The following is an 18,627-nucleotide window of genomic DNA, read 5'->3' on the forward strand; positions in this document are numbered from 1 at the left end:
TGGATCGAGTTCTCGGAGAGTCTGTCCCACAGCAAGATTATCGTCGTCGCTGCCCGGTCCCGCTGCGCAATCAGCGAATTGCGATCGCACTTTTGCATCTCGACCCTGCTCGCGGCTGCTGGTGCCGTCGGGCGCCGCTACCCTGGGGTGCCATGGATACCGCCCCGGCCGCCCTGCTGGAGCCCGCCGAGCGGGTGCCGCCGGCCCGGGAAAGGGGCTCTACCTGGAAGTTTCCGGCGGCTCGTTGGCCTGCGGTGCTGAGCGCGGCGGCCGCGCTGGTCATCGCGCAACTGGTGGTGCGCGGATGGGTGGCCGGGTCGGGGTACTTCTATTGGGATGATCTGATCCTCGTCGGGCGCGCGGGCAGCAGGCCGCTGTGGTCGCCGGAGTTGTTGTTCTACGACCACGACGGGCACTTCATGCCGGCCGCGTTCGCCACCGCCTGGCTGGTCACCGCGATCGCGCCGCTGTCGTGGGCGGGTCCGGTGGTCACCATGCTCGTGATGCAGGCCGCGGCGTCGATCGCGGTGGTGCGGATGCTTGTGGTGCTGCTCGGTCCGCGGCGGATAGTGCTGGTGCCGTTGATCTTCTACCTGTTCTGTCCGGTGACGGTGCCCGCGTTTTCCTGGTGGGCGGCCGCCCTCAACGCCCTGCCCTTGCAGTTCGCGCTGGCCTGGGTGATCGCCGATGCGGTGCTGCTGGTGCGCACCGGCCGGCGCCGGTACGCGGTGAGCGGGGTGGCGGTGGTCGCGGTGGCCCTGTTGTTCTTCGAGAAGTCCGCGTTCGTGCCGTTCGTGGCGTTCGCCGTCGCGGTGCTGGCGCGCTATGTGGTGGGGGAGCGGGGTGCGGTGCGTGCGGTGATGCGCCGCGGCGCACCGCTGTGGATCGGTGCGGCGCTGGTGCTCGGCTGCTGGCTGGTCGCCTACCTCGCCGTCGTCGATATCGCGTACACCCGCACCGAATCGGGTGATGTTCCCGGCCTGCTGCGCGCTGTCACGTCGCGCGGACTGGTGCCGACGCTGATCGGCGGGCCGTGGAGCTGGGAGCGGTGGGTGCCGGCGGCGCCGTGGGCGACACCGTCCGCGGCGGTGGTCGCGGTGTCGTGGGCCGCGCTGGCGGCGTCGGTGGGGTGGTCGATCCGGGCGCGGCCGCGCACGATGGCGGTCTGGCTGCTGGTGGTGGGGTATCTCGCCGTGGCTCTGGTGCCGGTGGCGGTGGCGCGCGGTGGGCCCAACAGCGTCGACGAGCTCATGTCATCGCTGCGCTATCTGGCCGATACCGCGGTTGTGCTCACCGCGGCGGGCGCGCTGCTGGTGGCGGCGCGACCGCGCGAGCCCGGGCAGGTGGGCCGGCCGCCGGCCGCGGTGCTGGTGGGGCTGGTGGCGGCGTTCGTCGTGAGCAGCCTCTGCTCCACCGTCACGTACGTGCGGTCCTGGTCCGACGACACCACCGAGCGCTATCTCACGACCGTGGCCGCGGAACTCGGCGATCTGGACGCACCGCTGCTCGAGCAGGAGGTGCCGTGGACCGTGCTGAATCCGACGGCGTATCCGCAGAATCTGGCCAGTCGCGTGCTCTCGTCCATCGCCGGTCCCACCACCTTCGCCGACTCGACTCCGCGTCTGCGGATGATCACCGATACCGGCGATATCGTCGATGCCCAGGTCTGGTGGAACCGCGGCATCCGTCCCGGCCCCGCGCCGGGATGCGGCTACCGCGTACAGGGCGGTCAATCCGTGCGGTTGCCACTCGACGGTCCGATGCTCGCGCACGAATGGACCGTGCAGCTGAACTATCTTGCCGGTCGCGACGGCACCGTCGCCCTCGGGTTCGAATACGGTGACCAGGTCGCGGTTCCGGTGCGGAAGGGGCTGCACACCGTGTTCGTCCGCGTGATCGGCAGCGGTGCGGAGCTGCGGATCGCCGCGCGGACTCCCGGTCTCGAGCTGTGTATCGCCTCGGGCCCGGTCGGCGTGGCGTCCTACGACAACTGACCCGCGTGGGGACGGGTGGGTGTTCAGGGAGAGGTGACGGTGCCATCGCGGTGGCCGACGCCGAATCATCCGTCAGCGGCATCGATGGCATACAGGTTCGTGGTGCATCCAGATCCAGACTACGTGCGGATACGTTCATATGCGCATCAAACGATATAGCTAAGACGCGACTCCGTCCTACGTGAACGGCAGCGAGCATGGAAGTGGGAGGTGTTCCCATTTTTGGGAACATGGTTTACAGAATGTGGTACATCGAAAACGCTTCGGAGCGTGCAGGATTCGCTACCTTAAGCTATGTGATCTAACGAATCAACTCCCTGCCGAGCTGTTCTTCACCACAGCCTCCCGGGGAGTAAGTGGCCATCGAATCGGGTAACGTACTGGCGAGTAGCGTCCGTCAGCGCCGATGGGCAGAGTGCGAAATATTAAGGGACAGTGTTGGATCAGTCCGCCGGGATCGTCCTTCGGCCGGCAACCGCGGGTGATATCGATGAGATCATCCGAGTCGTCGCCGATGCCTTCGAGCACGACGATCCGATCGAGGAGTTCGTCTTCCCCTCGGAGGCCGTGCGGCGACGGAATGCGCCGCGGATGCTCAGAGTGATGGTGAAATACCGTTTCCTCCCCGCCGGTGGCGCGCAAGTCGCGGTGCGTGACGGTGCGATCGTCGGAGCGGTTCTCTGGTATCCGCCGGGATATCGGAAGAGCCGGTGGCGGGAAGCGGTATCCGGGCCGCAATTCCTGTGGGCCATGGGCTCGGCCACCACCCGCGGCATGGCCGTCGACGCCGCGCTGGAGCGGGTCGCACCGCGCGAGCCGCACTATTTCGTGGTCTACCTCGGCTGCGATCCCGCCGCCCAGGGGATGGGCGTCGGCACCGCGCTGATGGAATGGCTGTGCGAGCGAGCCGGCCGGGAAGGCGTGCCGGTGTGCGGCATCTGCAAAGACGAGAATGTCGGCTTCTACGAGGGGCTCGGCGGCCGCCGAATCGGTGAGACGACGATCGGTCGCGACGGCCCGCTGATGAATGTCGTGACGATACCGCCCGCGGGGGCGAAGGTCTGATCGACGCGCGCGTGCGCGGCTGACAGCACGGCGGGCGAGGGGTTCGCCTGCGTAAACAAGGGGGTTTTCCAGGGGTTTGTTTCGATGTGGGTGAGGAGTTTTCGTGTCTGATATCGCTATTGTCGGAATCGGTTGCCGTTATGCGGGTGGCATCGATTCGCCGGAATCCTTCTGGGATTTCCTCGTCGGCAAGGGCGACGGCGTTGTCGATATTCCGGCCGAACGCTGGGATTACCGCCGCTACTACGACCCGGACCGCCGCACACCCGGCCGCATGTACACCAAACGTGCCGCTTTCATGACCGGTGACCCCTGGCAGTTCGATCCGGACTTTTTCGGTATCTCCCCGCGTGAGGCCGCGGCCATGGATCCGCAGCAGCGGCTCATTCTGGAAGTCGCGTGGGAGGCGCTCGACGACGCGGGTATCGCGGGCACCATCGCTGGTGCGCCCATCGGCGTCTACATCGGCGCGTTCACCATGGATCAGCTGGCGGTCTCGATGGCAGGCGAGGCCCTGCCGTTCGTCGACATGCACACCGCCGTCGGCGCGTCCTACACGATGCTGTCCAATCGCATCGCCTACGCCCTGAACATGGTAGGCCCGGCGGTCACCGTGGATACCGCGTGCTCGTCGTCGCTGATCGCGGTGCACCTGGCCTGCCAGGCACTCGACAGCGGCGATTGCGAGGTCGCGATGGCCGGCGGTGTCACCATGCTGTTGCAGCCCGAACCGTTCGTGTCGATGTGCAAGGGCGGCTTCCTCGCCGCCGACGGCCGGTCCAAACCCTTCGACGCCTCGGCCGACGGCTACGGGCGCGGCGAGGGCTCGGGCATGGTCGTGCTGAAGAAGCTCGAGGCCGCCGAACGCGACGGCGACCGCATCTACGCCGTCATCAAGGCCACCGGCGCCAACCAGGACGGCCGCACCACCGCGATCACCGTGCCCAATGCCGATCTGCAGGAGGAACTGGCCAAGAAGGTCACCCGCCGTGCCGGCCTGGCACCGCACGAGATCACCTACGTGGAGGCGCACGGCACCGGCACGCCGGTCGGTGATCCGCTGGAACTCCAGGCGATCGGACGCGCCTACGGCAAGGTCGAGGGCCGCACCGCTCCGCTCGGCGTCGGCTCGGTGAAGGCGCAGCTCGGACACACCGAGGCGGCCTCGGGTGTCGCGAGCATCATCAAATCGGCGCTGGCGATCTCGCATCGCACGATCGCACCGCAGGGCTGGCTGGACCAGCCCAACCCCGATATCCCGTTCGACGAGCTGAATGTGAAGATCCAGCTGGAGGCCGAACCGGTCGGCGCCGAGATCGAGCGAATGACCGTGGCCGTCAACGGTTTCGGCTACGGCGGCACCAACGCGCACGCGATCTTGCAGGAATACCGCCCCGCCGCCACCACCGCCGAGCGGGAGCCCGAGCATTTCGGTGTGCTGCCGATCTCGGCGCGCAGCGAGCAGGCCGCCCGCGATCTGGCCAAGGGATTCGCCGAGCGCATCGCCGACGGCGCCGACCCGGGCCACCTCGCCGAGGCGGCGTGGACGCGGCGCCAGCACCACGCCTACCGCACCGCCCTGACCTTCGGTGACGACACCGAACTGGTGCGCGCACTGGTCGATTTCGCCTCCGGCGCGGGCCGCGGCGCCACGAAGGTGATTCCGCGCAAGACCGCCGAGCCGGTCTTCGTCTTCACCGGCATGGGTCCACAGTGGTGGGCCATGGGCCGGGAGCTGTTGCAGACTCCAGGAGCGTTCGCCGAGGAGGCGGCCCGGATCGACGCGGTCTTCCAGGAGATCTCCGGCTGGTCGATCATCGAGGAACTGCTGCGCCCGGAGGAGGAGTCGAAGGTCACCAGCACCGCGGTGGCCCAGCCGGCCAACTTCCTGGTGCAGGTGTCGCTGTTCGCGCTGCTGGCCGACCTCGGTGTGCGTCCGGCGGCAGTGGTCGGCCACAGTGTCGGCGAGGTGTCGGCGGCCTACGTCACCGGCATGTTGTCGCTGCACGACGCGCTGCTGGTGAGCTACCACCGGGCACGCCTGCAGGCGAGCACCGCGGGGACCGGCGGCATGTTGGCCGTCGGCTTGGGGCCCGCGGCCGCCGCCGAACTCATCGCCGGTGACGACCGTGTCGATATCGCCGCGATCAACAGCCCGAACGCCGTCACCCTCGCCGGTGCGGTCGAGCGCCTGGACGAGATCGCCGAACAGCTCACCGAGCAGGGCACGTTCGCCAAACGGCTGCATGTGGAGGTCCCCTACCACAGCTATCTGATGGAGCCGATCCTCGACGAGCTGCGTACGGTGCTGGCCGATCTGCGGCTGTCGGATCCGGTGCTGCCGCTGTATTCGACCGTGACCGGCGAGCCGGTCACCAGCGGGGAGTGGGATGCGCGGTACTGGTGCGCGAATGTCCGTCAGCCGGTGCGTTTCGCCGACGCCGTCACCGCGCTGGTGGGCGCGGGCAGCCGGGTGTTCCTCGAGGTCGGTCCGCATCCGGTGCTCGGCGCCAATATCCGCGAGATCCTGATCGGTGCGGGCGAGACCGGCACCAGCATCGCCACCCTCAGCCGCAAGCAGTCCGACTCCGAGAGCATCCGCCAGACCATCGGCGGCCTGTACACCGCGGGCGTGCTCGATATCGGTGCGCTGTTCGCGGGCCGCCCGGCGACCCCGCACATCGATCTGCCGCGCTATCCCTGGCAGCGCACCCTGCTGCACAACGAGCTGCCCGGCCTCACTCAGCGCAAGTACGGCACCCCTGGTGGCTACCCGATGCTCGGCGATCCCGATCTGATGGATCCCGCGACCTGGACGGTCCAGTTGAGCCTGGCCGCGCTGCCGTGGCTGGACGACCATGTGGTGGGCGGCGCGCGCATCCTGCCCGGCGCGGCCTACCTCGACGCCGCGCTGAGTGCCGCGGCGCTGCGGCACGAGGCGGCGACGGTCGCCGTCGAAGACGTCCGTTTCGTGGCGCCGCTGATCATCGCCGACGGCGCGGCGCCGGTGGTCGAGTTCACGGTGGAGGAATCCACCCAGCGGTTCACCATCCGCTCGCGCGGTGCCGCCGAATCGGCCTGGACCATCAACGCGCTCGGGCGTCTGGTCGCGGGCACATTCGAACCGTCGAAGGTGGAACTACCCGACGCGGCCGGCATGCTCGAGATCGATCCCGCCGCCTTCTACGCCGGTCTCGCCGAACGCGGACTGGCCTACGGGCCTGCCTTCCAGCGCGCCACCTCGGTGCGGATCGCCGACTCCACCGTGCTGGCCACCCTGGACGGCAGCATCGCCCGCGACTCCGGCCATCTCGCGCACCCGTGCGTGGTGGACGCGGCCTTGCAGAGTGTGGCGGCGCTGCTGGCCGGAACCGCGAATTCGCAGGACGGCGCCATGGTTCCGGTGGGCGTCGACGGCGTACGCGCCTTCGCCAGGATCCCGGACCAGGTGATCGTGGTCGCCCGACTCGACACCGACGGCGAACCCACCGCCGATATCGATCTGCTCGACGCCGAGCACAACCTGGTGATGCGCATCGCCGGGATGCGCTTCGGGTCGATCACACCGGGACGCAGTGCGCTGCAACGGATGACCGACTTCTTCTACGAAGACCGCTGGGAGATGCGCGATCCGGTGGATCGCAGCGGGCTGCCCGCGCCGGAAACCGCGTTCACCCTCGTCATCGAACTGGGTTCACAGGTGAGCGAGCGGGCACGCCAGGTGGCGGGCACCGCGGTGCGTTCCGAGATCGTCACCGTCGGCGATCCGGCGCGCGCGGATCTGGAGAACGCGATGCTCGAGCGGGTACGCGCGGCGGCGGCCGTCGACGGGGTCGAGCGCGTGCACGTGGTGATCGTGGCCGGCTCGGAATACTCCGACATGGACAATCTGTGGACGCTGCGCAGGCTCGCGGTGATGCTCGAGGGCTTCCTCGAGGACTGGCTCGACCAGCGCAAGGCCGAGGTGTCGATCATCGGTGACGGGTCCATCCACCTCACCCTCGTCACCGAACACGCCTTCGCCCATCCGCAGGACGCGGTGCCGCCGAACCCGAGCCATGCCGCGCTGGCCGGTGCCCGCCGGGTGCTGCTGAACGAACAGCCGCGGCTGCGCTGGCGGCTGGTCGACGTCGACGCCGAGACCGGTGACGCGGAGTTGGCCGCCGAGCTCGCCATCGGCGGCGCCTTCACCTACGACCACTCCGATGAGGTCTTCCTGCGCAACGGCCTGCGCTGGGTGACGGTGGTCGAGGCCTCACTACCCGGCCGGCTCGAAGCCATGGACGAGGCGGTGCCGCTGGCGGACCCGGAGGCCAACTTCACCCTGGAATTGCCGAAATCGCGGGTGCTGTCCCGGTTGGGCTGGCGGCGCTGCGATCGGCGCGAGCCCGGGCCGAACGAGGTCGAGATCCGGATCCGGGCGGTCGGACTCAATTACAAGGACCCGCTGAAGGTGATCGGTGTGCTCACCGAGCGCGAACTGGCGGGCACCTTCTTCGGCACCACGCCGGGTATGGAAGGCATCGGCACCGTGGTCCGGGTCGGGTCGCAGGTGCAGCATGTGGCCGTGGGCGATCAGGTCAGCCTCGGATCCAAGGGCATGATCAGCCGCTTCCACACCACCGACGCCGATCTGGTGCGCAGACTGGCCCCGGATGTGAATCCGGCGCACTGCACCAACGCGACCGCCTTCGCCACCGCCGAGCATTCGCTGCTGGAGCTGGCGCGGGTGCAGCCGGGGGAGACGGTGCTGGTGCACGGCGCCGCCGGCGGTGTCGGTGCGGCCGCGGTGCAGATCGCCAAGGCGCACGGCGCGCGGGTGATCGGCACGGCGAGCACCGATGAGCGGCGCGCCTACGTGCTGTCGCAGGGCGCCGACCATGTGCTGAACTCGCGGGCGCTGAACTTCGTCGACGATGTGCTCGGCCTGACCGATGGTCGCGGCGCCGATGTGATCATCTCCTCGGCACCCGGTGAGATCCTGCGCCAGAACTTCAAGGCCATCGCGGAATTCGGGCGCATCGTCGAGGTCGGCAAGGCCGACATCTACACCGGCGGCATGCTCGACCTGCGCCATTTCGACAAGAACGTCTCCTACCACTCGATGGACCTGGACCGGATGCTGGCGCTGCGCCGCCACGCCACCGTCGAACTGGTGCAGCGCAGCTACACCACCATCGCGGCCGGCACCTATCGGCCGCTGCCGTACGAGTCCTACGGGACGGCCGAGGTGGCCAAGGCGTTCGAGGAGGTCGCGCGGTCGAGCAAGATCGGCCGAGTGGCGCTGAACCTGGAAGACGAGGCGCCGCTGGTGCGTCCGCAGATCCCCGAGGTGGTCATCGACCCGGCGGGCCAGTACCTGATCACCGGTGGTTTCGGTGCCTTCGGCCTGGCCATGGGACGGTGGCTGGTGGGTAAGGGCGCCACCCGGTTGACGCTGCTCGGGCGCAGTGGTGCCACCACCGAGGCGGCCAGGCAGCAGCTGGCGATCTGGCAGGACAAGGGCGTGCAGGTCAGCACCGAACGCGTCGACGTCACCGACCCGGAGGCCATCGCCGCCGTCATCGCGCGGGCGCACACCCCTGAGCACCCGTTGCGCGGGGTCTTCCACACCGCCGGTGTGGTGGACGACAAGCGCATCTCGGTGATGGATCGTGACAGCCTCGCCTCGGTGTTCCGGCCCAAGGTCGACGGTGTGCGCGCGCTGCTGCACGGGCTCACCGCCGCGGGCGCCGAACTGGATCTGTTCATCCTCTTCTCCTCCGGCAGCGCGATCTTCGGTGGCGTGGGCCAATATGCCTACACCGCGGCGAATCTCAGCCTGCAGGCCGTGGCGGATGTGGTGGTGCGCAAGGGCGGCAAGGCACTGGCCGTGGGCTGGGGGCACATGTCCGGTGGCGGTATGGCCGCCGCGGACGAGAACCTGGCGCGCTACCTGCGCAATACCGGCTTCGACTCCATCGACATGGACGAGGGCACCGAGTATCTGGAAGAAGCGCTCACACTGGGCCTGCACCACTACGGTGCGATCTTCCCGATCGACTGGGGCAAGGTCGACGCCACCGCGCCGTTCTTCGGGATGACCGGCCGGGTGGAGGCTCAGATCGCCGCCGCGGCCAAGGACGATTCGGCCGCCGCGCAGCTGGCCGCCGCGCTGCGCGAGCTCGACGAGGGCAAACGCAACGAGGTGGTCGCGCACATGCTCGCCGAACAGCTCGCCTCGGTGATGGGTGTGGCAGCCGAATCCATCGACCTGACGGTGCCGGTGCCCGAGCTCGGTCTCGACTCGCTGATGGCGGTGGAGTTCGGCGCGCTGATCACCAAATCGCTCGGCGTCGACATGGCCTCGCTGCAGATGGGCCGCACCTTCACCCTGGAACAGGCCGGCGCGAAGGTGGCCGCGTACCTGGTCGAGGGCAGCCCGACGGCGCCGGCCGCGATCACCGCGCCGGCGCAGGCAGAGCTGAAGGCGGAGGTGAACGCATGACCGAGTCGGCCCGCGAGCTGGCCCGAAAACTGCTGTCCGGCACCGGGTCCGCACCAGGCTCCGCGTCCGGTCCGGTCGCCGCGCGTCCCGCCCCGGCCCGGCCCGCCGCGACGGGTGGCGTGTCCGCCCCGCGAAAGCGCCGCGGCCCCGGCCGGCAGTTCGCCGATCATCCCGAGGTGGCGGCCATGGTGGCGCGCCGGTCGGCCATCGCCGGACTCTACGAGCAGACCGGCATGCCCAACCCGCTGTTCCTGCCGCGCACCGGCGCCAACGACGCCACCATGCGTGTCGGCGACCGGGAGCTGGTGAACTTCAGCGCCTACAACTACTTGGGGCTGGCCAACCATCCCCGGGTGGTCGCCGGGGCCAAGGCCGCGCTGGACCGCTACGGCGCCTCGGCGTCGGCCAGCCGCATCCTGGCCGGTGAGATCGCGCTCTACGGCGAACTCGAACAGCGGCTGGCGGACTGGTACGGCGTCGGCGACGCCATGATCACCACCAGCGGCTACCTCACCAATGCCGGTGTGCTCGGGTTCCTGATGGGCGACGGTGACGTCGCGGTCTGTGACGCCCTGATCCACGGCAGTGTCATCTCCGGCACCCAGTGGGCCGGCTGCCGCCGGATCACCTTCCGCCACAACGACCCCGAAGCGCTGCGGTCGGTGCTGCGGATGTCGCGCTCCGGGTTCGACCGGGCGCTGGTGGTGGTGGAAGGCCACTACAGCATGGACGGCACCGTCGGCCGGGTGAACGAGATGGCCGATATCGCACGCGAATACGACTGCGCGGTCATGGTGGACGAGGCGCATTCGCTCGGTGTGTTCGGCGCGCGCGGACGCGGCATCCGGGAGCATTACTCGATGGCCGGTGCGGATGTCGACATCTGGATGGGCACGCTGTCCAAGGCGCTGGGCAGCGTCGGTGGCTTCATCGCGGGCGACGCCGACCTCATCGGTGCGATGAAAGCCGCCGCACCCGGGGTCGCGATGCTCACCGGCGGTCCGGCGCCCTCGGCGGTCGGCGCCGCCCTCGCGGCCCTCGACGTGCTCGACGACGAGCCGGGGCGGCTGACCAGGCTGTGGTCGAATGCGAAGCGGTTCACCGCATTACTGACCGAACGCGGCATCGATCTGGGTGATTCGCAGGGGACGCCGATCTGTCCGGTGATCGTGCCCGGCGAGATCCGCTCCGGGTTCGTCGCCTCCTCGCTGTTGCAGCGCGGGGTGTACGCGGGCAATATCTCCGCGCCCGCGGTCCCGGCGGGGCAGGAGCGGCTGCGCTTTTTCGTCACCTCCGAACACACCGACGAGCAGCTCGCCGGCACCGCGGATCTGCTGGCCGAGGCGATCGCCGCGGCCGAGCACGTGCCGGATCCCACAGCACCGAGCGAGAGGACGGCCCGATGACCGAGCGGATCGAGTTGGGGTGGTCGCGGCCGGGCAGTCCGCGACTGCGTAACCCCTTGCCGTGGCGGTTCAGCCCGCCCAACGCCGAGATCGTGGTGCCGGTGCTGCACCACCTCACCATTCTCGGTCCATGGACCATGCTGGTGAACAACATTCACCTGCTGGCCATCGCGCATCCGATCCTGCCCATCGCCGACTGGGAACTCATCGCGCTGCGCGGCAGCTGGAACTGCGGCGGCCGATTCGAATGGCAGAACCACGTGCTCACCGCCAAGGTGCTGCGCAAGGACGCCGATTACCTGGTCGCGATCAAGGACGGTCCGTCGGCGCCGCTGTGGAACGACCGGCAGGCCGCCATCCTCACCGCCGTCGACGAACTGCACGAGGATCAGCTCATCACCGAGGCGACCAAAGAGCGGTTGCTGCGCCACCTGTCGCCGCGCCAGTACCGGGAGTTGTACTCGGTGGGCGCGATGTACGAGGTGCTGGCCATGGTCAACAACTTCTGCCCGCCCGGGGAGTTGTTCGATCTCGAACCGCGCGCCGCCCGCCGCTCGCCCGCCCGGCCGCGCCGCCCGCGCAAAGATCGCCCGCTGGCCCCGGCGCCCGCCGAGATCACCACCGCCACCCCGCCGTCGCGCCCGCACATCTGGGTGCCGCACGATCCGGAGATCACCGCGGAGTTCGCGCTGAACCATCCGTGGACGGCGGCGATCGTTCGCCGCATCGACGGTGTGGCCGCACGGCGGATGAAGCTCGCGGCCGCCGAACGGGAACTGGCCGTCCAGCGCATGCTGTGGCGCGTAGGCCCGATCGGTGAATGGTCTATGCGCTCGGCCGCTCACCCGGAAACAGCGGCCCTCGTCGCGGCGGGGCCGGACGGCCCGGATGCGAGCCCGGCCCAGTCCGCGCTCATGCGCGCGATCGACGAACTGGACACCGAGTACTTCATCAGCGATGACACCTGGGCGCGGTTGCGTCGCCATTTCTCGGTGAAGCAGCTGCTCGAGCTCGTGCCGCTGGTGGGCAACTACCGGGTGTACGCCGCGATCATGAACAACCGCGGCTGACCCGCTCACCGGTCCGGAATACCGTTTCGACCTCGTCGAGCGGTATAAATGCTGCATGGGAGACCAGCTCACCGAAGCCGATGGGGCCGACGCGCCGTCGATGGCGCGTACCTCTCTGCTGCGTGAGCTGCCTGCCACCCAGCGCGGTCTGCGCACGCGTGCGGCGCTGGTCGCGGCGGCGCGGGAGGTGTTCGAACGCAATGGCTACCTCGAAACCCGGCTGATCGATATCACCCAGGCCGCCAACTGCTCCTCGGGCACCTTCTACACCTATTTCGCGAGCAAGGAAGAGATCTTCGCGGCGGTGCTCGAGGTGGCGCAGGAGGACATGATGCACCCCGGCATGCCGCACGTGCCGGAGGACGACGACCCCGCCGCCATCGTCGAGGCGAGCAACCGCGCCTATTTCGAGGCCTACCAGCGCAATGCCAAGCTGATGGCGCTACTGGAACAGGTCGCGAACATCGATTCCGAGTTCGCCGAATTGCGGCAGCGTCGCGCCGACGCGTTCATCCAGCGCAATGCCCGCAGCATCGCCGATCTGCAACGACGCGGGCTGGCCGACGCCGATCTCGACCCGCTGCTCGCCTCACGGGCGCTGTCGGGCATGGTCAGCAGGCTGGCGTTCGGCCATTTCGTCACCATGGCCGAGCAGGGCGCCGACGCGTCGATCGATGAGCTGACCTTCACCGCGACGCGGCTGTGGGTCAACGCCCTGCGCCTTCCCGCCAAGCAGTAGGACCGAGCAGTAAGGTCAGGCCTCGGCCGGGCCGGCGATGCGGGCCAATTTGTCCGACAGGCGCCCCAGATAGGACACGACATCGGCCTCCGGCTTGTCGGGCAGGCCGTACAGCACATCGGTCACACCGGATTCGGCCCATTCGGCCAGTCGCCCGGCATCCGGTTTGATATCGAGGGCCACCACGCGCGGCTGCCCCGTGCGGCCGGAATCGATCCAGATCTTGCGCAGCAGGGCGAGCCGGTCGGAGATATCGGTTTCGCCGGGCGTGGTGATCCAGCCGTCGGCCGACTGCGCGATCCAGCGGAAGGTGCGTTCGGTGCCCGCCGCGCCGATGAGCACCGGCACCGAGCCGCGCACCGGTTTCGGCCAGGCCCAGCTCGCGCCGAAATCCACGTAGTCGCCGTGGTATTCGGCCTCCTCCTGCGACCACAGCGCGCGCATCGCCGCCAAGTATTCGCGCAGTACGGTGCGCCGCTTGTTCGGCGGGACGTGGTGATCGGTGAGTTCGTCGGTGTTCCAGCCGAATCCGGCGCCGAGGACCACGCGGCCGCCGGACAGGTGATCGAGGGACGCGATCGTCTTGGCCAGGGTGATCGGATCGTGCTCGACCGGCAGCGCCACCGCCGTGGACAGTTCGATCCGCTCGGTGACCGCCGCGGCCATCGCCAGGGCAACCCACGGATCGAGGGTACGCATATAGCGGTCGTCGGGCAGGGATTCATCGCCCGTCTGTGGGTGGGCGGCCTCGCGCTTGACCGGGATGTGGGTGTGTTCGGGCACGTAGAACGAGTGGAATCCGGTGTCCTCGGCAGCCTTGGCCGCGGCGGCCGGTGTGATGCCGCGATCGCTGGTGAACAACACGATGCCGAAACGCAAGGCCTCGCCGAGGGAACCAGAGCCGGTCATTTGTGCACTCCTTCGGGTCCGCCGAGGTGCGTCGGCGCGGGGGCTCCGTCACCGGCGGGGCGCGGAGTCGACGTCCAGGTGCTCCTAAGTGTCTGGACAGGTGTTCGGAATACTAGCCAACGCGGGTGACTCCAGCAAGAACGTGTTTCAGTTTTGCGGGGCGGCGGCGCTAGGCGAGCCTGCATTCGATCGCGAGGTGCCCCTGTGGTGTCGGCCGCACGCCTGCCACCCTCAACCCCGCAGTGCCCGCGAGTGCGGTGTAGGCCTCGATGCTGCGTTCGCGGCCGCCGGAGATCAGCAGCATGCGCAGGTTCATCTCGGCGAACGACGCCGGATCGCCGGCGGAGTCGTAGCCTTCGACGATCACCACGCGCCCGTCGGGGCCTGCCGCCTCGGCGCACCGGCGCAGGATGGCGGCGGCCTGCTCATCGTCCCAATCGTGGATCACCCGGCACAGCACATAGACGTCGCCGCCGGTGGGTAGCGGGTCGAAGAAGCTCTGCGCCGCGAAGTCGCAGCGATCGTCCAGCCCGCGGGCGGCGAGGTGCTGCCTGCCACGTTCGATGGTCTCGGGCAGATCGACCAGGGTGCCACGGGCCTCGGGGTGCGCCTCGAGCACCCGGGCCAGCAGGGTTCCGGTGCCGCCGCCGACGTCGACGATATGCCGGGCGCCGGACCAGTCGTAGTCCGCGGCCTCCCCGGCGACGCGGTCGACCCCGGTCTGCATCGCGGCGTCGAATGCGGCGCTCATCGCTGGATCGTTGTCCAGGTACTCCCAGAACGGTGCCCCGAAGACCTGCTCCCATGCGGGTTTTCCGGTGCGCACCGTGTGCAGCAGCCGGGTGAACACCAGGTCCATCTGCCCGAAGAAGCCGTCGAGGTCGAGGTAGTCGCGCATCCGCGCCGGATGATCCGAACGCAGGAGCGCGGCGATCTCGTTGTCGCCGAAGGTTCCCGGGCTCGGCTCGGTGAACACGCCGTGGCAGACCAGATGCCGCAGCAGCCTGCCGAGGGCGTCGGCGTCGGTGTTCGAGCGCTGCGCGAGCTCCTCGACCGGTTGCGGACCCGCCGCGACGAAGTCGGCCAGTCGCAGCGTCGCGGCGACCCGCAACGCCATCGGGGTCACCAGATCCATCAGCGGCCCGAGTGCCGTCCACGCGTCAGGGACGGATGTGTCGCCGGTGGTTGCCATGAGCCCTCCCGCGGTCGTCGATCCGAGCCTTCGAGGTCTGCCGTGTCGGCCGGCCACCAGTGTGGCAACGGGGTTGCGGGGAGGCAACCACCCGGCCGACCGCCGCCCCCTCACGCCGGCAGATCGACAGCGACGGCGGCGTACGGCGTCGTCGCCGTCGCCGGGGTGGTGAAACGCGCGTTCGGCAGGTACAGCCGGTTTCCGAAAGCCGCGACGGTCGTCGGCACATCCCAGCGCCCATCGGTGAGCCGTCGCTGGACTCGGCCGGTGGTCCCGGCAGGGTCGAGCGCGATGACGGCAACCGTGTTCAGCCGGTTCTGCACGACGAACACGGTGTTCCCGTGCCGGAGCAATCCGTCGCCGCCGGGCAGTGTGTGCGCGCCCAGGTCGATCCGGCGCGTGGCTCCCGAGGCCGGATCGACCCGGAAAAGGTGCCCGGTCGCCGACTGCACGACGATCAGCGCCGAACCATCGGGCGTACGCACGATGCCGTTGGCATTGATGGCCCCGTCCAGGTAGCCGATGTCACCGGTCAGCGGGAGCCGCAGCACCGAATTTTCGCTGGGCAGCGCACCGTCGGAGCCGATCGGCAAGTGGTGCAGCACCGGCGCCCGGGAATCGGTGAACCACGCACCGGTCGGCGTCAGCACGACATCGTTGACGAAGCTTCCGGGTGCTGTACCGAGCCGGTAGGTCGCGAGCACCGCACCGGTGTCGGCATCCACCACCCGGGCCGTGCCCGCGGTGCCGCCGGCGACGAACAGCCGGCCCCACGCGTCGAGGGCCAGGCCGAGCGCGGGTGTCCCCGGCCCAGGACTGAAGATCGTGCCACGCCCGGTCGTCAGATCGACGCGATAGAGGGAACCGTCGGCGCGCGAGCCGAAATAGCCCACCGGCAGCGCACCGATCGCGATCCCTTCGGGTAAGAAGCCGGCGGGCAGGGCGATCGTGGTGGGAAACGTCCCGGGCTGCGCCGGCGCCGGAACGGGCAGCAGCGCCGTCGCGATCAGGCAGGCCGACAGCAGTGCCGGGTAATAGACCCTGTTCATGTTCCTCCGTCGATGGTCCGGACATCCGCGATCGGGCGACATCGCCATAGGAGCGCGCCCACGACGACGTACCCCGCACGCCGGGCATGCCGTCGCCGGACGAGGCGCGACGATCTAGTAGCCGACAGTGAAATGCTGGGCACCGCACCGGGTTTCGAGTTCATCGACCACTGCGACCGCGAAGTCCTCGGCCGAGATCCGGGACGTGCCGTCGGCCGCGACGAGCAGGTCGGTGCCGCCACGGCGGTATCGCCCCGTGCGGACACCCGGTTCGAGCAGTGCCGGCGGGCTCAGATAGGTCCAGTCCGCCGGGTGCGCGCGGCAGGCCTCCAGCTGCGCAACGCTGGCGGCGGCGATGGGGCGGATGTGGGCCGGGACGTAGCCGGTGTCGTCGAGCACGAGCCGGTCCGGATGTCCGGGGACACGCAGCGGCGCGGCACCGCCGACGACGAGGATGCGAGTGCCCGCCCGGCCGGCGGCGTCGAGCAACGCCGTCGTCGTCGCCGCAACGGTGTCTTCGTGGCCGGGTGCGGGACGGGTCGCCGCGACGACGGCGTCGGCGCCTGCGAAGAAGCCGCTCATCCGGTCCGGATCCCGCGCCTCGCCCGCGACGGTCACCACGCCGGCGGGCAGGGCGGCCCGCCGCGGGGTACGGAAGACGGCGACGACGTCGTGGCCGCGGCGCGCGGCTTCGCCGACGACCCGGGAACCGACCATGCCCGCGGCTCCGACAACAGTGAACTTCATCGAGGTGTCCCTTTCCGAGGTGAAACATCATGAACAGGTGCGGGCAGCTGGCCCGCGACGATGGCGGCCAGCGCGAGCGCGAAACCGGTGAGCTGGATCGGCCCGAGGGTCTGGCCGAGCAGGAGCGCCCCGAGGATCGCCGCCACCAGCGGCGACAACAGCACCAGCACCGCCACCGATGCGACCGGCAGGGTGGCGATGCCGCGGAACCACACGACATAGGCGAACAGTCCGCCCACCAAGCCCATCCAGAGGTAGCCGAGGCTCGCGTCCGCATCGATCGCGGGCGGCGCACCCTCCAGCAGGAAGGTGAGCGGTAGCAGGAACAGCCCGCCGGCGGTGAGCAGCCAACCGGCGAAGGTGGTCGGGCCGGCCTCGGCTGGGCGTCCCCACCGTTTGGTCAGCGTCAGGGCCAGTGCCATCGACGCGGCACTCCCCACCCCGGCCACCACGCCGACGCCGTCGAGGCCCGCGTCCGGGCCGATCACCACCAGGCCGACGCCGAGCACGCCGATCAACCCCCACCCCAGCCGCCAGGCCGATAGGCGCTCGCGCAGCACCGGAACGGCCAGCACCGCGACGGCCAGCGGCTGCGCGGCCGCCAACGTCGCCGCCACCCCGCCCGGGAGATGTTCGGCCGACAGAAACAGCAGCGGGAACGGCATACCGATGTAGAGCACGCCGAGCACGGTCGCCTTCCACCACCACGCGCCGCGCGGCAGCATCCTGGTGAACGCCAGCGCGATCAGGCCTGCCGGCAAGGCGCGCAGCAGCCCAGCGAACACCGGGTGGCCCGGCGGAAGCAGTTCGGTGGTGACGACGTAGGTGGTGCCCCAGGTGATCGGCGTGAGCGCCGTCATTGCGGTGAGCGGCAGATTCCCGTATCCGGACCCGGCGGCGGGTCCGGCGGAAACCAGTTCCGCTGCTGAACTTTTCATGCTCACCATCTCACCCGGATCCGAACGATGAATCCAACACATGTTTGTCACCGCAACGATCGTGATTCACGATTGATTGATGGAGTTGCAACAGATGCGGTATGTGCTGGCCGTCGCCGAGACGAACAGCTTCACCCGTGCCGCCGAACGCTGCCTGGTCGTGCAATCCGCCCTCAGCCACCAGATCGCCCGCCTGGAACGCGAACTCGGCGCGCGGCTGTTCGACCGCACCAGCCGCCGGGTGCGGCTGACCCCGGCCGGTGCGGCGTTCCTGCCCGCCGCCCGGCAGTGCCTGGACGCCGCTGAACGCGCCGCCGCCGAGGTGGCCGCGGCGGTCGGAGAGATCCGCGGCCGCCTGGCCGTCGGATTGATCCCCTCGGTTGCCGCGGTGGATGTGCCCGCGGCGTTACGCGAATTCCGTCGCCGTTACCCGCACGTGCGGATCAATCTGCGGGTGGGCGCCAGCGAGGGCCTCGCCGAACGGGTCGAGCAGGGTGCGCTCGACGTGGCGTTTCTCGGGCTGCCGCCCACGTCGCGTCCCCGTGGTGTGGCCGCGCACGAACTGGCTCGCGACCGGCTCGTGGCCGTCGTCGCACCCGAACATCCGCTGGCCGGCGCGGATTCGGTCGACTTGCGCGGGCTGTCGGCGGAGACGTTCGTCGATCTGCCGCCGGGCACCGCCGGTCGGGCCCAATCCGATCTCGCCTTCGCCGCCGCGGGCCTGGACCGTGACGTCGCCTTCGAGGTCACCTCCGCCGAATACATCGCCCGCCTGGTGAGCCAGGACCTGTGCATCGCCATGCTGCCCGCGCTGTGGGTGCCGCAGCTGACCGGTGTGGTCACCATCGAGATCACCGATGCGCCGACCCGCGTGGAGTACGTCATCTGGAGCCGGACCACTCGCACACCGGCCGCGGGCGCCTTCCTCGACATCCTCGGCATCCCCGCCGAGCCTGCCGTCATCGACGGCTCGGCCCCGCGAAAAATGGGATGACTTGACCTCGAGCGTGGTTTAGCTTGTTTGCTGTTCT

Annotated in this window: 12 protein-coding genes; 7 read left to right on the top strand and 5 right to left on the bottom strand. The window is 69.4% G+C overall.

Features of this window, described 5'->3' with window-relative positions; all coding sequences use genetic code 11:
• Positions 1–152 precede the first annotated feature (152 nt).
• The 6 genes from AC5W7N_RS13320 (at position 153) to AC5W7N_RS13345 (ending at position 12,761) form a co-directional block, all read left to right on the top strand.
• The gene (locus AC5W7N_RS13320; RefSeq protein ID WP_495923860.1) at positions 153–1,994 is read left to right on the top strand and encodes a hypothetical protein; all 1,842 of its coding nucleotides are present in this window, start codon (positions 153–155) and stop codon (positions 1,992–1,994) included.
• Positions 1,995–2,429: 435 nt separating this feature from the next.
• Positions 2,430–3,059 carry a GNAT family N-acetyltransferase gene (locus AC5W7N_RS13325; RefSeq protein ID WP_280499556.1) on the top strand — a complete coding sequence of 210 codons (630 nt, stop codon included), beginning with the start codon at positions 2,430–2,432 and terminating at the stop codon, positions 3,057–3,059.
• A gap of 103 nt (positions 3,060–3,162) precedes the next feature.
• Entirely contained in the window at positions 3,163–9,546 is a 6,384-nt protein-coding gene (locus AC5W7N_RS13330) for a type I polyketide synthase (protein WP_195019497.1), read from the top strand.
• On the top strand, positions 9,543–10,952 hold the full coding sequence (locus AC5W7N_RS13335) for an aminotransferase class I/II-fold pyridoxal phosphate-dependent enzyme (protein ID WP_495923862.1): 1,410 nt from the start codon (positions 9,543–9,545) through the stop codon (positions 10,950–10,952). The genes AC5W7N_RS13330 and AC5W7N_RS13335 overlap by 4 nt, the downstream gene beginning before the upstream one ends.
• Complete coding sequence (locus AC5W7N_RS13340; RefSeq protein WP_495923863.1) at positions 10,949–12,022, top strand: carboxymuconolactone decarboxylase family protein; 1,074 nt, start codon at positions 10,949–10,951, stop codon at positions 12,020–12,022. The genes AC5W7N_RS13335 and AC5W7N_RS13340 overlap by 4 nt, the downstream gene beginning before the upstream one ends.
• 55 nt (positions 12,023–12,077) lie before the next feature.
• Positions 12,078–12,761: a TetR/AcrR family transcriptional regulator gene (locus AC5W7N_RS13345; RefSeq protein ID WP_194991058.1), complete on the top strand. Its 684-nt coding sequence runs from the start codon at positions 12,078–12,080 to the stop codon at positions 12,759–12,761.
• A gap of 15 nt (positions 12,762–12,776) precedes the next feature.
• Here the strand turns inward: AC5W7N_RS13345 and AC5W7N_RS13350 are convergent, their stop codons facing one another.
• From AC5W7N_RS13350 to AC5W7N_RS13370, 5 genes are all read right to left on the bottom strand, one after another.
• Positions 12,777–13,640, bottom strand: a complete 864-nt coding sequence (locus AC5W7N_RS13350; RefSeq protein WP_495924110.1) for an LLM class F420-dependent oxidoreductase — start codon at positions 13,638–13,640, stop codon at positions 12,777–12,779.
• 199 nt (positions 13,641–13,839) lie between these two features.
• Positions 13,840–14,862, bottom strand: a complete 1,023-nt coding sequence (locus AC5W7N_RS13355) for a methyltransferase (RefSeq protein WP_495923865.1) — start codon at positions 14,860–14,862, stop codon at positions 13,840–13,842.
• Between the two features lie 110 nt (positions 14,863–14,972).
• A complete protein-coding gene (locus AC5W7N_RS13360; RefSeq protein ID WP_495923867.1) occupies positions 14,973–15,911 on the bottom strand; it encodes an SMP-30/gluconolactonase/LRE family protein in 939 nt (312 codons plus the stop codon).
• Positions 15,912–16,025: 114 nt separating this feature from the next.
• Positions 16,026–16,658, bottom strand: a complete 633-nt coding sequence (locus AC5W7N_RS13365) for an NAD(P)-dependent oxidoreductase (RefSeq protein ID WP_194991055.1) — start codon at positions 16,656–16,658, stop codon at positions 16,026–16,028.
• Positions 16,655–17,596, bottom strand: a complete 942-nt coding sequence (locus AC5W7N_RS13370; RefSeq protein ID WP_495923869.1) for an EamA family transporter — start codon at positions 17,594–17,596, stop codon at positions 16,655–16,657. Before AC5W7N_RS13370 ends, AC5W7N_RS13365 begins: the two co-directional genes overlap by 4 nt.
• Positions 17,597–17,675: 79 nt before the next feature.
• Between AC5W7N_RS13370 and AC5W7N_RS13375 the strand changes: the two genes are divergently transcribed.
• Positions 17,676–18,590, top strand: coding sequence for a LysR family transcriptional regulator (locus AC5W7N_RS13375; protein WP_163810917.1), 915 nt, complete (start codon positions 17,676–17,678; stop codon positions 18,588–18,590).
• Positions 18,591–18,627 lie beyond the last annotated feature (37 nt).

Source organism: Nocardia sp. CDC519 (assembly GCF_059509835.1).

Excerpts from the sequence above, each read along its gene's own strand:
- AC5W7N_RS13320 (WP_495923860.1), top strand. The coding sequence starts at position 153 with ATGGATACCGCCCCGGCCGCCCTGCTGGAGCCCGCCGAGCGGGTGCCG.
- AC5W7N_RS13335 (WP_495923862.1), top strand. The coding sequence starts at position 9,543 with ATGACCGAGTCGGCCCGCGAGCTGGCCCGAAAACTGCTGTCCGGCACC.
- AC5W7N_RS13340 (WP_495923863.1), top strand. The coding sequence starts at position 10,949 with ATGACCGAGCGGATCGAGTTGGGGTGGTCGCGGCCGGGCAGTCCGCGA.
- AC5W7N_RS13345 (WP_194991058.1), top strand. The coding sequence starts at position 12,078 with ATGGGAGACCAGCTCACCGAAGCCGATGGGGCCGACGCGCCGTCGATG.
- AC5W7N_RS13355 (WP_495923865.1), bottom strand. The coding sequence starts at position 14,862 with ATGGCAACCACCGGCGACACATCCGTCCCTGACGCGTGGACGGCACTC.
- AC5W7N_RS13360 (WP_495923867.1), bottom strand. The coding sequence starts at position 15,911 with ATGAACAGGGTCTATTACCCGGCACTGCTGTCGGCCTGCCTGATCGCG.
- AC5W7N_RS13365 (WP_194991055.1), bottom strand. The coding sequence starts at position 16,658 with ATGAAGTTCACTGTTGTCGGAGCCGCGGGCATGGTCGGTTCCCGGGTC.
- AC5W7N_RS13370 (WP_495923869.1), bottom strand. The coding sequence starts at position 17,596 with ATGAAAAGTTCAGCAGCGGAACTGGTTTCCGCCGGACCCGCCGCCGGG.
- AC5W7N_RS13375 (WP_163810917.1), top strand. The coding sequence starts at position 17,676 with ATGGAGTTGCAACAGATGCGGTATGTGCTGGCCGTCGCCGAGACGAAC.